At 63.4% G+C, this 15,225-nt stretch carries 12 protein-coding genes and 1 pseudogene; 3 read left to right on the plus strand and 10 right to left on the minus strand.

The genetic code is table 11. The features are described 5' to 3' along the window. Positions 1-268 precede the first annotated feature (268 nt). On the minus strand, positions 269-1,690 hold the full coding sequence (locus M0D64_RS01275; RefSeq protein ID WP_266256336.1) for a DUF1254 domain-containing protein: 1,422 nt from the start codon (positions 1,688-1,690) through the stop codon (positions 269-271). Between the two features lie 367 nt (positions 1,691-2,057). On the opposite strand from M0D64_RS01275, the gene M0D64_RS01280 reads away from it, so the two are divergent. Then, on the plus strand, positions 2,058-4,481 hold the full coding sequence (locus M0D64_RS01280) for a cation-translocating P-type ATPase (protein ID WP_266256337.1): 2,424 nt from the start codon (positions 2,058-2,060) through the stop codon (positions 4,479-4,481). A 138-nt stretch (positions 4,482-4,619) separates the two neighbouring features. Continuing rightward, complete coding sequence (locus M0D64_RS01285; protein ID WP_266256338.1) at positions 4,620-6,602, plus strand: methyl-accepting chemotaxis protein; 1,983 nt, start codon at positions 4,620-4,622, stop codon at positions 6,600-6,602. Between the two features lie 58 nt (positions 6,603-6,660). On the opposite strand, the gene M0D64_RS01290 is transcribed toward M0D64_RS01285, so the two are convergent. Continuing rightward, positions 6,661-7,314: a glutathione S-transferase family protein gene (locus M0D64_RS01290; protein WP_054034774.1), complete on the minus strand. Its 654-nt coding sequence runs from the start codon at positions 7,312-7,314 to the stop codon at positions 6,661-6,663. 219 nt (positions 7,315-7,533) lie between these two features. Here M0D64_RS01290 and M0D64_RS01295 point away from each other — a divergent pair, with 219 nt between their 5' ends. Further along, positions 7,534-8,997 carry a polyhydroxyalkanoate depolymerase gene (locus M0D64_RS01295; RefSeq protein WP_266256339.1) on the plus strand — a complete coding sequence of 488 codons (1,464 nt, stop codon included), beginning with the start codon at positions 7,534-7,536 and terminating at the stop codon, positions 8,995-8,997. Between the two features lies 1 nt (position 8,998). Here M0D64_RS01295 and M0D64_RS01300 read toward each other — a convergent pair whose 3' ends face one another. From M0D64_RS01300 to M0D64_RS01335, 8 genes and pseudogenes are all read right to left on the minus strand, one after another. After that, entirely contained in the window at positions 8,999-9,433 is a 435-nt protein-coding gene (locus tag M0D64_RS01300; protein ID WP_093634459.1) for a cupin domain-containing protein, read from the minus strand. A 179-nt stretch (positions 9,434-9,612) separates the two neighbouring features. After that, the gene (locus M0D64_RS01305; RefSeq protein WP_266256340.1) at positions 9,613-10,224 is read right to left on the minus strand and encodes a flavin reductase family protein; all 612 of its coding nucleotides are present in this window, start codon (positions 10,222-10,224) and stop codon (positions 9,613-9,615) included. Positions 10,225-10,657: 433 nt separating this feature from the next. After that, complete coding sequence (locus tag M0D64_RS01310) at positions 10,658-11,611, minus strand: 3-hydroxyacyl-CoA dehydrogenase family protein (protein ID WP_266256341.1); 954 nt, start codon at positions 11,609-11,611, stop codon at positions 10,658-10,660. 109 nt (positions 11,612-11,720) lie between these two features. Further along, positions 11,721-12,026 (minus strand): hypothetical protein, encoded by a 306-nt coding sequence (locus M0D64_RS01315; protein ID WP_266256342.1) that lies wholly within the window; start codon positions 12,024-12,026, stop codon positions 11,721-11,723. A gap of 435 nt (positions 12,027-12,461) precedes the next feature. Continuing rightward, the gene (locus M0D64_RS01320) at positions 12,462-12,620 is read right to left on the minus strand and encodes a hypothetical protein (RefSeq protein WP_166618131.1); all 159 of its coding nucleotides are present in this window, start codon (positions 12,618-12,620) and stop codon (positions 12,462-12,464) included. A 192-nt stretch (positions 12,621-12,812) separates the two neighbouring features. Then, positions 12,813-13,121 (minus strand): hypothetical protein, encoded by a 309-nt coding sequence (locus M0D64_RS01325; RefSeq protein WP_154557982.1) that lies wholly within the window; start codon positions 13,119-13,121, stop codon positions 12,813-12,815. 273 nt (positions 13,122-13,394) lie between these two features. Further along, entirely contained in the window at positions 13,395-14,807 is a 1,413-nt protein-coding gene (locus M0D64_RS01330) for a hypothetical protein (RefSeq protein WP_266256343.1), read from the minus strand. A gap of 132 nt (positions 14,808-14,939) precedes the next feature. After that, a pseudogene (locus M0D64_RS01335) lies at positions 14,940-15,053 on the minus strand (MgtC/SapB family protein); the annotation flags it as partial. Positions 15,054-15,225 lie beyond the last annotated feature (172 nt).

A 15,225-nucleotide genomic window follows, 5' to 3' on the forward strand; every position in this document is an offset into this window, starting at 1 on the left:
AGCCCGCCGCGAAACGAAAATCCCGCAAGCGGCAGTATAAGTGGTGAATCTTACGCGGGATATAAATGTAAGCCGTGGCTTACACATTGTTGCACGCTACAGCGGCGTATGTCCGCCGGCACGAAGGCGGACATACGCTGATTTATGCGTCACTCATACCTTGCTGTCACAGCAGTGACGCATAACGCTGGTGGACTTCACACCAGCACTTCGCTGCCCCGCATCAACGAGGCATTTCGCTGGCGAACTTCATCGACGTCGGCGCATGTCACTGACGCACGACGGCCGGCGGTTGCCAACTGCCATCGGTGGCTTGCGGCTTCGGTGCGTACAAACGCAGCATCAGTTGCAAATCGGCGCGCGGCGCCGGCAGCCAGTTGCCGCTCTTACCTCGTGTTGATGACACCGTCACGTCGAGTGAGCCGTCGCGATTGCGGCGCGCACCGTTACGATCGCCGACTGCGAGACGCGCCGGCGCGCTTTCCCCTAATGCACCGTCCTTCGTGTAGGCGGTGATCGACCAGAAGCCGCGCATCGGCGGCAACTGGTTCGGCTCGAAGTGGATCACGTAACGATTTGCGCCGTTGAGGGCATGACCGTCGCTGTCCTGGGTGACGACCGCGCGTACTTCATCGTCCTTCGTGCCGATGCCCGGTTGGATCGCCGCGGCGTAAGCGCGCATTGCATAGTCGGGGCCGTAATTGCCCACGCCGTCGCCGAACCAGTTCCAACCGTTGCCGCTCAGCAGATTGGACGGCGGCGTGACGACACGCTGGTGGCCATCGGCAAGGCCCGCAGCGATCGCCTCGGGCGCGCTCGGCAGCTTCACCGGATCACCAGGCGTCACGCCGAAGTCCGAAAGGATTTTCAGCGCATGCGGATCGGCCGGCGTCGGCGGGTTGTCTGGCAAGGCCTGCGCGAGCCGGCTGAAGAAGCCGTTCGCGTCGAGCGCGGCGACTTGCGCGGCCGGCGTGCCGGAAGCGGCCGCGGCGGCGGCATCGGCAGCACTGCTGCTAGGCGGCGTAATCGATGCCGAGCGCGTGCCGCCCGCGTAGACGCTCAACGGTGCGACGCGGATGGCGCGCTGCAGCTTACGAACCGCTGTCAGGTCGCGGGTGCCGTTCGACTGGATGCGCACGCTCACCCAGACGTTGCGGGTCGGCACGTCGACGCGCGTCACGCCCTTGGGCAGATCGCCCTGCCAGCCCGCGCCGACGAAAGCAATCGTTTGCGTCTTGATGCCTGCGGCGCGGGTAGTGAACTGTGAGCTGGTCGACCACACCACGTTGGTCCACATGTCGAGCACGCGGGCGTCCACGTAGCGGCCACGCGAGTCGGGCAGCGACACGATCACCGGCTCCGTGCCGACGTCCAGCCAGCCGGTCGAGTCGAGCGTGTCGAGACTCGGCTGCAGCGGATTGGCCGCGCCTATCGGCGGCAAGGCCTGCGCGTGACGCAGCGTATTGACCGGCGCCTGGCCCGGATCGGTGCCGACCGCCGCGTCGCGCGCGACGCCCATCAGCACCAGCGGATAGCCGAATACATACGAATCGGCGACTTCGTCCTTGATCCAACTGTTGGCTTTTTGCGTCGTGGACGGAGTCGACGCACAACCAGCCAGAAATGCGAGGCCTACGAGCGATGCGCAGGTCCAGTGAAGCGAAAACAGTTCTTGGCGATTTTTTATCATTCGTTCAGGTGGCAGAACGTGCGGTCCTAAGGGAGACGTCGGTGCGCAGCGAAACCGGTTTGCGTGGCCTCCCTAAGCCCAGCGCAGCCAGGCGGTGGCTCGCGATTCCGACAACATCGGGTTGTATCGTATCCTTGCTCACCAGGCAAGCGCAAAGGCAGGAATAACACTGGGTAATGCACGCGCGGACACCATTTAGCGTATGGTTGACGATTTTTGTCGATCCCGCGCTGGTTCTTAACCTGCTGGTCAGGTCACGCGACTGATCTGCAAGGCGCATCGCAAAAACATCCTTGACCTTCCCATCATGGGAAGGTCAATACTGGGTTCATGATGCGGCCCAATGCCGCGACGAGCCTTGTCTACCATGACCGAACTTGCCACGCCGCTGCGTCCCGCGGACGCTACACCCTTCAGAACCACCGAACTCGACATCGGCGGGATGACCTGCGCCTCATGCGCGATGCGTGTCGAGAAAGCACTGGCTAAGGTGCCGGGAGTCGCGGGCGTGTCGGTGAATCTGGCGACCGAAACGGCAACCGTCAATCTCAGCGACGTGGCATCGGATGCCAATGCCGCCTCCGATGCGTTGATCGCGGCGGTCAAGAAAGCGGGCTACGAGGCAACGCTGATCGCGCCGCCGGACGCACCGGCAGCGGCTGCCGGGAATGCCACTCTTGCCTCCTCTGCCGACAACAAACGCAACCAGACACGCCGCGAACTGGCGGCCGTACTCGCCTCTGCCGTGCTGACGCTGCCGCTCGTCCTGCCGATGGTCGGCGAATGGTTCGGTTTGCACGCAATGCTTTCGCCGTGGCTGCAGTTCGCCCTCGCCTCGATCGTGCAGTTCGTATTCGGCGCGCGTTTCTATCGCGCGGCCTACCGTGCGGTGCGGGCCGGCGCCGGAAACATGGACTTGCTGGTGGCGCTCGGCACGTCGGCGGCCTACGGAATCAGCGTCTACGAACTGGCGACCCATCCGGGCGACATGACGCATCTGTACTTCGAAGCGTCGGCCGTCGTGATTACGCTGGTGCGTTTCGGCAAATGGCTCGAAGCGCGCGCCAAGCGCCAGACCACGGATGCGATCCGCGCCCTCAACGCACTGCGCCCCGACCGCGCACGCATCCGCGTCGGCACGGACGAACGCGAAGTATCGCTCGCGCAAGTGCGGGTCGGCACGGTGGTGACCGTGCGTCCGGGCGAACGCGTGCCAGTCGACGGCGCCGTGCTCGAAGGCCGCACCCATATCGACGAATCGCTGATTACCGGCGAAAGCCTGCCAGTGCCGAAGCAGGCAGCCGATCCGGTTACCGCCGGTTCGATCAACGGCGAAGGCGCGATTGCGGTGACGACGACCGCGATCGGCGCGGAGACGACCCTTGCGCGAATCATCCGCCTCGTGGAAAGCGCGCAGGCCGAGAAGGCGCCGATCCAAAGGCTGGTCGACCGCGTCAGCGAGATCTTCGTACCGGCCATTCTGGCGATTGCGGCGCTCACGCTGGTGGGTTGGCTGATCGCCGGCGCAGGGGGCGAAACCGCCATTCTGAATGCGGTCGCCGTGCTGGTGATCGCCTGCCCGTGCGCGCTCGGACTGGCAACGCCCGCGGCCATCATGGCCGGCACCGGCGTTGCTGCGCGGCGCGGCGTGCTGATCAAGGACGCCGAGGCGCTGGAAACCGCGCATCGGGTGAATATCGTTGCATTCGATAAAACCGGCACGCTGACGCTCGGGCAACCGTCGGTGACGGCGTTCGAAGCGATCGGCGGCATTGGGCGCGACGAGGCGTTGGCCCTCGCCGCGGCCGTGCAGCAGCATAGCGATCACCCGTTGGCGCGGGCGGTGGTGAAGGCGTATGAAGCGGCACGGGTGGGCGGCAGTCTGCGGGACGACGCTGCGGTTGAGGACTCGCCGGCGAATGGTGGCGTCGGCGCGCTGGACGATAGCAGCGGACTGGGCGCTTCAGGGTCCGTTGCGACAGCGAAGGTCGCGGCGGCGTCGCAAGTTCCGACACTCACGGCCAGCGCCGCACGCGCGGTGCCCGGGCGCGGCGTAGAAGCCGACATAAACGGCCGCACCCTGGCGCTCGGCAGCACGCGCTGGCTCAACGAACTCGACATCCAGTTGCCGCCGGAACTCACCGAGCGCGCAAAAGAACTCGAAGCCGCCGGCAACACGGTCTCCTGGCTGATGGCGCGCGCGCCGCTTGCGCCCACCGCGCTCGCCTTGATCGCCTTCGGCGACACCGTCAAGCCGACCGCCCGCGCGGCCGTCGAACGGCTTGGCCAGATGGGCATCAAAAGCGTGCTCGTCACCGGCGACAACCACGGCAGCGCAGCGAGCGTCGCCCAGGCGCTCGGTATCGACGAATTCCACGCCGAAGTGCTGCCCGACGACAAAGCCCGCGTCATCCGCGACCTGAAGATCCGCAGCGCCGGCATCGTCGCGATGGTGGGCGACGGCATCAACGACGCTCCCGCGCTCGCCGCCGCCGACATCGGCATCGCGATGGCGACCGGCACCGACGTTGCCATGCAGGCGGCCGGCATCACGCTGATGCGCGGCGATCCGGCGCTGGTGGCCGACGCCTTCGACATTTCGCGCAAGACGTGGCGCAAGATCCAGCAGAACCTGTTCTGGGCATTCGTCTACAACCTGATCGGCATTCCACTTGCCGCCTTCGGCTTGCTGAACCCGATGCTTGCCGGCGCGGCGATGGCGTTTTCGAGTGTAAGCGTCGTGACCAATGCGCTGCTGCTGCGCACCTGGCGCGGCGCGTCAGCGCGTTGACGGTGTTTACGCCGCTACATTACGCAAAGCTTTCGAAATCGCTAAAGATATGGGCAAATCGGCCGTAATGCTGACATAGGTGAAAACCATGCATTCGCATGGTTTGCGCACCTCATGTCCTCCTTACTCTGAACGCCCATGGAATTTTTCTCTTTGCGCCGCGCCAGTGTTGGCGCCCGGCTTGCCGTACTGTCGTGCGCGCTGGTGGCATTGATTTTTGCCGCCTTTACATGGGCGCTCACGCGCAGCGCCGGCAAAGAGGTCAGCGATCAGGTGCTCGAACGCATCGCCGACAAGGACCGCTCGATCGCCGCAATGATCACGCTGTTCGACAAGGCGCTGTCCGCCGAAGTCGATCGCTCGATGTCGCTGTTCGCGAGCTTCCTGCCCACCGCCTACACGCTCGACGACACCCAGAAAGTCGACATCAACGGCGTTGCCACCCCGACCATCAAGGCTGGCGACAAAGTCCTGAACATGGACTTCTCGATTCCCGACCAGTTTCTCGAACGCAGCGGCGCGGTGGCCACCGTGTTCGCCCGCAGCGGCGACGACTTCGTCCGCGTGACGACATCGCTGAAGAAACAGGACGGCTCGCGCGCGATCGGCACGCTGCTCGACCGCAAGGCGCCGGCGTACGGGCTGATCATGGCGAACAAGTCCTATACGGGACTCGCCGCGCTGTTTGGTAAACGTTTGATCACGCAATATCGACCGATTACGGACGCGAGCGGTCGCGTGATCGGCGCGCTGTTTGTCGGCGTGAACGTGGACAAGGAAATCCAGTCGGTCCAGGACGGCATCAGCAAACTGAAAATCGGCGACAGCGGCTACTACTTCGTGGTCAATGCCTCGAAGGGCGCGGATCGCGGCAAGCTGATCGTGCATCCGGCCGCCGCCGGCCAGAACGCGGACAACGCGAACGCGCCGTATCAGCAGATGCTCGACATGAAAGAAGGCCAACTCGAATTCAGTTCCGCCGACGCGACGCTGGGCGAGCGCAACGCGCGCGACAAATTCGTGTCGTTCATCACCGTGCCGGAATGGCAATGGCTGGTGGGCGGCGTCGCGCCGCGCGACGAAGTGATGGCGGACGTCGTCGCGACACGCGATGAATTCCTGCTGATCGGTTTCGCGCTGGTCGGCGTGTTCGCAATCGTGTTCCTGATCGCCGTGCGCCGCCTCGTGAGCCGTCCGCTCGATGAGGCCGCGAAGGCGTCCGAGCGCTTCGCGTCGGGCGATCTGAGTGTTCGCGTGGGGAAGGGTGTCAAGGGCGCGAATGCGCGTGCCGACGAAATCGGCCGCCTGATGCAGTCGATCGACGGCATCGGCGAAGGCCTTGCGCGCATCGTTTCGCAAGTGCGCAATGCGTCGACGGATATGTCGGAAGGGACTGAAAAGATCGTCACTGGCAGCGGCAACATCGCCGCGCGTATTGCCACGCAGGCCAGCAGCCTTGAAGAAACGGCGGCCAGCATGGAACAGATCACGTCGACCGTGCAACAGAACGCCGACCATGCCGCGCAGGCCAACACGCTCGTCACGAATGCCGCCGATGCCGCAGTCGAAGGCGGCCGTGCCGTCGAACGCGTGGTCTCCACGATGGGCGAGATCAGCCGCTCGTCGCAGAAGATCGCCGAGATCACCAGCGTGATCGAAGGCATCGCGTTCCAGACCAATATCCTCGCGTTGAACGCGGCCGTCGAAGCAGCGCGCGCCGGCGAACATGGCCGGGGCTTTGCGGTGGTGGCGTCGGAAGTGCGCGCGCTGGCGCAGCGCAGCGCGGCTTCGGTGAAGGAGATCGACGGGCTGATCGCCGCCTCCACGGCGACCGTGCAAAGCGGTTTCCGGATCGCGGAGGAAGCAAGCTCGACGATGCAGGGCATCGTTCAACAGGTGGGCCAGGTGCGCGCGATCATGGCCGAGATCAGCGTTGCGTCACGCGAGCAATCGGGTGGCATCGAGCAGGTCAATCTCGCTGTCACGCAGATTGGCGAGGCGACCCAGCAGAACGCGACGATCGTCGGCGAGGCGGAACTCGCGGCGGCTGAGTTGCGCGATCAGGCTGCTCGGCTTGCGCAGGTGGTGAGTGTGTTCAAACTGGAAGCTGGGCGGGATTGAAGCGTTGCCTATGTCTATGTAACGGCGCGGCGCCTTGCCGCGCCGCCGTGCGCCGTGATCAAAACTCGACGTCCAATTCGTCGATCTCCTCCACTTCCTGCTGCGCGTCCGCGATCCATTGCTGCATCTCGGGCAGCGCCATGATCCGCTGCCCATAGTCGACGATCTCCGGATCCAGCTTGACGTCGTAAGTCACGAAACGCGTCACCACGGGCGCGTACATCGCATCCGCCGCACTGCGCTCGCCGAACAGAAACGGCCCACCGTACTGCTTCAGGCACTCGCTCCAGATTGTCACGATGCGGTCGATATCCGACTGCGCCCGCGCCCACACCTTGAAGCCCGGAAAATGCGCTTTCAGATTCATCGGCAACGCCGAGCGCAGCGAGCCAAAACCCGAATGCATCTCGCCGCAGATCGAGCGGCAATGCGCTCGCGCGCGGATGTCTTTGGGCAATAGCGCCGCTTCCGGCTTCAATTCGTTCAGATATTCGGCAATCGCGAGGGTGTCCCAGACCTTGATGCCGTCGTGAAAGAGACATGGCACCAGAATCGACGGCGACAGCAGCAACAATTCGGCGCGCGCGGCGGGATCGTCGATCGGCATCACGATCTCTTCGAACGGCAGGCCGCTGAATTTGGTCAGCAGCCAGCCGCGCAGCGACCACGACGAATAGTTCTTGCTGCTGATGGTGAGCGTGGTATTCGCCATACGATTCTCCTCCAGATGAGGCGTTCGTCCGACGCCTGGCGATGCGCATGCACGTTGTCGTGCGCGGGCGCACCAAAGCGCGGCAAATTCGGCCCGTTCCCATGACCGGCGCAAATGCTATGCCAACGTGCAGTGACGGCCGCGTCAGTGCGACTGCACGATTGGCACATGACTTGCCTCTATTCGGGCTCCTTCCCTTTCTGCACTCGTGCGAAGGTTATGAACCTGTTCGCATATCCCACATACCAGGCTTTCGCCGACATGATGCTGCCGATGCGGCACGGCGCAGCGCTGGTGAATCATTCGCTCGACGCCTGGCCCGCGTTTGGCGATACGTCGCATGGACGCTCGATACGCGCGGCTTGCGAATTGCTGACGCTCGCCGGACTCACGCCTGTCAGGCCGCCATTCGGCATCGATAGCGTGGTGACGGAAGGCAAATCCGTACAGATCGTCGAGGAAGTCGCGGCGCACACGCCGTTCTGTTCGCTGTTGCATTTCCGTAAAGACACCGCGCCTTCTCATCCGCAACCGCGCGTGCTGGTGATCGCGCCCATGTCCGGCCACTTCGCGACGCTGCTGCGCGGTACCGTGCGCACGATGCTGGCCGAGCACGACGTTTACATCACCGATTGGCACAACCCGCGTGATGTCCCGCTGAGCCAAGGCCGTTTTGGCTTCAACGAATACGTACGGCACGTGATCGACTTCATCGAAACAATCGGGCCGGGCGCGCATCTGCTCGCGGTGTGTCAGCCGACGGTCGCCGCTTTGGCCGCGGTCGCGCTAATGGCCGCCGACGACAACCCCGCGCAGCCCGCCAGCATGACACTGATGGCCGGCCCGCTCGACACCCGCATCAACCCGACGCGCGTCAACGAACTGGCTAAAAGCAAGCCGATCGAGTGGTTCGAGCAGAACCTGATCAGCGCGGTGCCGTTCGGTTTTGGGGGTGCGCACCGTCGCGTGTATCCCGGCTTCGTGCAACTGACCGCGTTCATGGCGATGAACCTTAACCGCCATCTCGACTCGTTCGAGACCATGCATTACGAGCGGGCCAAAGGCGATCCGGCAAAGGCCGATACGATCCGTACTTTCTACGAAGAATACTTCGCGACGATGGACCTGACGGCCGATTTTTATCTGGAGACCGTCGATACGGTTTTTCAGCGGCACGCGCTGCCGTTGCATGAACTCGAGGTGGAAGGGCGGCTTGTGGAGCCTTCGAAGATTCGACGTACTGCGCTGCTGACCGTGGAGGGTGAAAAAGACGATATTTGCGCGGTTGGGCAGACGCTTGCTGCGCAGGATATGTGCGACAAGTTGAGGCCTTATCTGAAGACGCATCATGTGCAGACCGGTGTGGGGCACTATGGCGTGTTCAATGGACATCGGTGGGAGCGGCAGATTTATCCACGCGTGCGGGCCGTGATTTACGACAACGAACCGCGTGCGGTGGTGGTGAGTTCGCGGGCGCGGACGATTCAGCCGGTGTCGGTGGCTGCGGCGGCTGAGGTGATGGCGGCAGCGCCGGCTGCGGCGGCGGTGGTCGATGTCGAAGTGGGTTCGGCGACGACGGTGGTCACCGACGCGCCGAACGGAGTTAGCTCCGGCAGCGGCACCAAGCCTCAGCAGGCGGCGTCACGGGCGCCGCGCCGGCGGCCGCCCGCGACACAATCGTGAGTCAAGCCACGGCGCTCTTCCACGGCTGCACCGCCGGGACTTCGCACGGACCTTCGACTTCAATCGACTTGAAATCGGCCGGCGACACGATCTCGATGTACTCCATATCTTCGGAGTAATCGAACAGATAGTGGACGATGCCCGGCGCCTGATGCACGCAATCGCCGGCGGCGACGAGCGTCTCCTTGTCGCCGTACATGAAGCGCGCCCAGCCCTTCAACATGATCACAATGTGGAAATCGGCCTCATGACGGTGCCAACCGGTGCCTTGCTCTGGTGCGTGATTCGCCTTGACGAGTTGCGCGAGCACCTTGCCGCCGGTTGCCTGCGCGATGCCTAAATCGCGGTAAAGAAAAAAGTCGCGTAGGCCCTGATCCACGTAGGACGTGTCTTGCGGACGGACATGGCTGAACTGCGTAGCGAATTCGGTGGACATGATCGCGCTCCTCTTGAGTGAGCCGGCAGTTGAAAACGACGCGTTGGAGCGTCGGTTGCAAGCATCAAGCGGGCCAGTTTGCGGGGGTGGCTATGCGTTGCTCGAAGGCGACCAGGCTGAGGACGCACCACGCATTACGCAGTGCGTCTTGCTTCAAACGCTTCGGCTGTTGCGGACCATTATGCGCTCGGGCGAAACATCTGGAACATCTCGCCGATTCCCGCGTAGTCCGCGCGGTAGCCCGCGCGCATGATCGGTTGCGCGGCGTGGGTGTCGAACAAACCGTCTTTCAGATAGGCCTCGTTGACGTGGACGCCGACCACTTGCCCGAGCGACAGGTAGTTGTCCATCGGCTTGCCGTCGAGGGTATGCAGACGGACCACTTGCAGCAGCTTGCATTCGAGAGCGGCCGGCGATTCGGCGACGTGCGGCACGGCGACGTTGCGGCCAGGCGCGGGTGTCAGGCCGGCGAGTTCGAATTCGTCGACGTGGGACGGGACCGGTGCGGAGGAACGGTTCATCTGCTCGGCGAGCGGCTTGCTGGACAGATTCCAGACGAATTCGCCGGTGGCCTCGATGTTGGCGATGCTGTCTTTACGGCCTTCGCTGCAGAAGCCGATGATCGGCGGGAAGCTGGCGAACGCGCCGAAGAAGCTGTAGGGCGCGAGGTTCAGGGTGCCGTCGGTGGCGCGTGAGGAAATCCAGCCGATCAGGCGCGGAGCGACGATGGCCTTGAACGGGTCGTGCGGGAGGCCGTGACCGGTGGCGGGGTTGTAGAAGTAGTGGGGCATGGGTGGTGTTGGGGTTTGGGGGTGAGGCGGGAGGTATTTATACCGCAGACTCGCTGGGGGTGCTGGAGGCGGGAGTGAAGCGGACTACGGCTATTCGCGCTTCCGTGAATTCCTGTTCATCGGTTGGCTTCGCGCTCCGTCTTGACAGGTAGTGAACCAGAGCAGGCCGAGACGCCGAAGCTTCAACGGCACGTCCCTGACGCCAAGAAAGCGAAACCTCCGTCGATCGCCAACCGCTCAGGCCGAACTCAGAAGGCGTCGAGTTCGAAGCAAGCCCTTGGGGCAATCACGACCAACAAGAAACGGGAAAACTGGTAATCATGGCGCGCCGCTCTCAGACGCAACGACTCCTGACGAGCGTGTCCCACTCTGGACCAAATGCCTGATTATCTGGATTGCATGATCCGCTTCACGCTACGTGCGTGCAACGCCATTAACCGCGACTAATCACCTGCTTGCGGCCTGCTTTGACGCGCGCCAAATGGGCGTCGTCCCAATCATAGAAACCAGCACCGCTACGTACGCCAACACGCCCCGCGTTCACCTGCACCCGCAGCAGATCGAGCACGTCTTCGTCTTTGGCGAGTTCCGGCATCAGATGCTGGGAGATATCGAGGAAGGTATCGAGGCCGCCCATGTCCGCGCCCTCGAGCGGCCCGACGATCCTCCACCGGCGCCCGAGCGATGCCTTCATGACCCGATCGACCACGTCAGGCGTCGCCGCTCCCGAACGCACGATGTTCAACGCCTCGCGCAGCACCGCGAACTGCAGCCGGTTGCCGACAAAACCCGGAATCGCCTTCGCGAGCACCACCGGCTCCATGCCGATCGCGCTCATCAACGCAGCGGTACGTTCGGTGACTTCCGGCGCGGTCGCGGTACCCGGCACGACTTCGACGAGCGGGATCATGTGCGGCGGATTCCAGAAATGCGCGATCAGAAAACGCTCCTTCGCGCGCAACGGAGCAACCAGTTGATCGGGTGGGAAACCGCTTGTGTTGCTCGCGAGAATCGCATCGTCTGCCATCAGTTCAGCCAGCGACGCATACAGGCGATGCTTCAGTTCCAGCACCTCGGGAATCGCCTCGATCACGAATTGCGCCGCCGCCATAACGTCGAGTTGCGCATGTGTCTCGATGCGCCCGAGCGCCGCCTGTTTGGCGGCGTGGTCGATGCGCCCGGCGTCGATCAGTTCGTCGAGTACCGCTTCCGCCTTGGGCGCGACGCTCGCGAGGCGCGCCGGGTCGACGTCGTGAACGATCGTCCGATGCCCATGCAACGCGCTTTGCGTCGCAATGCCGACGCCCATCAATCCAGTGCCCACTACGCCTATGACTGCCTCGTCCACGCCGCTCTCCTGCTGCCGTCGATGAAAGCCTTCGAGCATAGCGTAGCGCGCCGTTTTCCAAGACCGAACGTGGCAAAGCCGGTCTTCCGTGAGGAAAGACCGGCTTTGCGAACTTCACGCCGCGTCGCACGGCGCCGTCATGCGCGCATTAGTAGCGCGGGGGCGGCGGGCGATGATCGTCGCCGTGATGATGCGGATCGTAGTCGTGCGGATGATGACGCATCCAGTCGTCATGAGCCCAGTAGCGGTGGCCGTCGTAGTAACGATCGCCGTGCCAGCCGATGTTGATCGACACGCCCACCGGCATCTTGTGCGGCTGACCGTACACCGCCGGTCCCGGACCATTCTCGACAACCACCCGTTCCTGGGCGAAAGCACTGCCGGCTGCGAGCAACGCGCCGCCCGCCAGCAAGGTTGCAACAATCGAACGCGACGTCTTGTTAAAGGTTTTCATCGTGACCTCCCATGCAAAGTTTTGTATCAAGCCAGCGCCCGTGTTCGGTCGACATCGAACCGCTATTTTGGGTTCGGACCAGACGCCGTACGCTTGAGACCAACTTTAGCGGTGCAAACCGCATGAAGACGTGAGCACTTGTAAGCGCACATTTCATTGGAAAAGACTGATGAATGGGAGTCTTTTCGACCTTCGCCGCCCGTCTATAGCACATGCGCGGTGGATCAACTGAATGACACGATGGCGCCGTGTGAGGCGCCGTTACATCCATTTCGGCCGGGAAATATTCGGAAAAACTGGAAATCGGGCTGCGAGCGCACCAAAAACAAAAGCCACGGCACGCGTTTCGCGGGCGGTGGCTTCAATGATGCGAGGCGCACTCGACGTGCGCGCCCATGCGCGATGGTCCGCGCTCAGGCCATACGAATTTGCTTTTTAGTCGCTCAGCTTGATGCCGAACAACGTAGATTGCGCTTTGCGCATGCGCTCTGCTTCGCGGCTACGTGCTGCGTACGAGTAGTCCGAATCCAGCGGCAGGTGGGGCGACGCAAAGAGGTCGCTGACCTTTTGGAACAATGCAAAAATGAAGCTCATGGCGACTCCCGGTTGGTTACTGCATTAGCTAGGGTTTTCCCTTAAGAAGAATTATAGGGTTTTCCCTAGGCAAAAGCTAGTGCAATGCAGCAATTTCTCGGGTGTGGTGTGTTGTCACAGGGTTTTAGTCCATGGTGCGTCGCACCATGACAACGTCCCCGTTTTTCGTATTTCAGGGTCAAAAGCGTCCGCTTACTGAAGGGTGGTCGATTGCGGCTTTCTGCTGCGCGTGGGTTTCGCGCTCGTCGTGTTTTTACGAGGGTTCACTACGGCTGCATCGACTGCACCCTCCGCAGTGCTCTCCGCACGCATCAGCGTCGCGCTGTTGACGGAGACAATCAGCCCCGGCAAGGTCCGCGCGGGGTTCTCTTGCGGCTTGACGGAAGCGCCCGTCGCCGAAAACTCGACGTTCAACGCCCAGTGCCCTTCGTGGATGCCCTGATCGCGCAGAAGCGCGCCTAGCAGTTCCTCGATCGAATATTTGTGCGTGCTGGTCGGCATGGTGGCTCCCGTCAGAAGATGCGCTGGCGTATCCGGTCCGGCTTCGCAACAGCAACGAGAGTGTAAAACGCGACGTTTGGCTTGCGAGGTGTTGGCGGCGGGTGTTGCCTTACGGCGCCTATCCTGGGAGACAGGGAGCGAGAGCGGGGCTGGGGGTTCAGGACTGGAAGCCGCGATGCTGCGGGGCCGGGAGCGGGAATAGGCGCCCGGCTGTTTGCGCGGGCAAAACGAGCTGCCGCGGCCGGCTAACGCCAGCGCGGCAGTCGTTGAATATCAGTGCGAATTGGCAGCCTTCGGCTTGTGCGCGTGCTGTGCGCGCGTGCCGCGTTTGCCATGCGCTGGCGTGGCCACGGCTGGCTGAGGCGCTGCGGTTGCGGCTGCGTCAGAAGCCGCATTGGCCGCCGTCGCGTTGGCCATCGCGATGTGCGTGTCGAGCAAGCTGGCCATGGCGGCCTGCTGGTTCTGCATCATCTGTTCGATGCGGTGTTGCTGGGCGGTGGTTTCACGCGTCAGGCGCATCAGGAGCACCGTCTGCGTGATACCGATCGCGACTGTCATCAGCAACGCGCCCACCACGATCGACAACATCCACTTCATTCGGCGTGAATGGTCGGTCGCGGCGAGGCGTTGATCGGCGATCACGCCGTACAGGGCATCGACGGTATCGGCGAAGGCCGTAGCACGCGCGCGGTCGAGTTCAGGCGCGGCCCGCAGCGCTGCCGCGGCTGCTTCGGCGCGCTGGGCTTCACGGAAAGAAGGCGCAGAGAAAGACGCGTTTGTGTGTGCGGCAGATGCCGAGGCTGATGCGGGCGCTGATGCCGACGCCGACGCCAGCGCAGATGCCGATGCGGGCGCAAACGCAGACACATTGCCCGACGACTTCGCAGCCGGCCTCGGCTCAGCAACCACCGCGCCGGAATCAGCCCCAGACTCGGAGGAAGACAAAGCACGCTCCGCTCCCGCATGCGCGCCTTCTGCGCCGACCGCTTCTCTCGAAGCCGTCGTCGCCTTGGCAAAAGTCGCCGCGAAACGCTGCGGCGGAATAGGCGGCCTGGCACCGCCCGAGGTCGACGCAACCGCTGCATCTATCGTCGTGGCACCCGGCTCAGCAGCCTGGCGCAGCGCGGTCACGCTGCGCGCCACAGTCGCCGCCGCCATCGCAGACGTGAGCGGCACAACCGCGTCACGTGCCGACGCCGCCGGCTTCTCTTGGGCCGACGCTTCCGCTGCCGCCTTCACATCCCCGAAAGCCAGCTCGCCGACAGGCGATGCCGTGGCCTCCACGGCCTCCGTCTCCAGCCCACTCAATTGCGCATTCACCTGCACCGGTTCATCCGATTTCGCAGCGCGAGGCGCGCGCCGCGCCGCCCTTGCCTCCAGCGACATGCCGTCGGCATCGATCGCGCCAACCGCGGCCAGCACGACATCGGGTAATTCAAAGCCGTGCAACGTGCCTTGCCGGACGTCGATATTCATCGCTTCCAGCGTGGCGCGAGTGGGATCGTCGGGGAACAGGTCGAGCGTGCTGTCGTCGCGCGAGGCATCGCTCAGTTGCGCGAGACGTTGTGCCGAGCGCGCGGCACGCGCCAGCTTGTTTTCAGTTTCGGTCGAGACGGTGGCCTGCCGCCGCTTCTTCGAAGCGGCGCGCTGAGGCCGGGACTGCGTGGATGCTGCGGAATCTGCCATAGAGAAAAAAGCGGTCGTCGCCGGAAAGCGGGCGCCGAGCACCGCTCGTCAATGCCATTGGAATTTTTCGAGACCGCATTGTCGCACGGCCGCCCGCCCCTGCCGAAGCCATTCGCCGAGGTTTTTCCGTCTTTAAGACGACGCCTCGCCCTGCCGAAACTGCTTGACGCCGTGCAACTGACGCAGGCGCGAGCAGATCGCTTCATATTCGGTATTCGACACGCGGTGCAACGTGATCACTGTGACGGAGTGCCAGCGGCAGCCGTTTGCTTTATGCTTGGCCGCACGTCGCCGCGCGGGTTGCTGGGACGATCGTCGTGCCGCTGTCGAACTGCCCTATTGCGGGCCAATCAGCACCCACGATCGCCGGCGGCGCGCGCCGTGGCAAGAGCCAAAACCCGCACGCGCTTCGAATGAC

It is taken from the genome of Paraburkholderia sp. WS6 (assembly GCF_030464835.1).
In the GTDB taxonomy this organism is placed as follows: domain Bacteria; phylum Pseudomonadota; class Gammaproteobacteria; order Burkholderiales; family Burkholderiaceae; genus Paraburkholderia; species Paraburkholderia madseniana.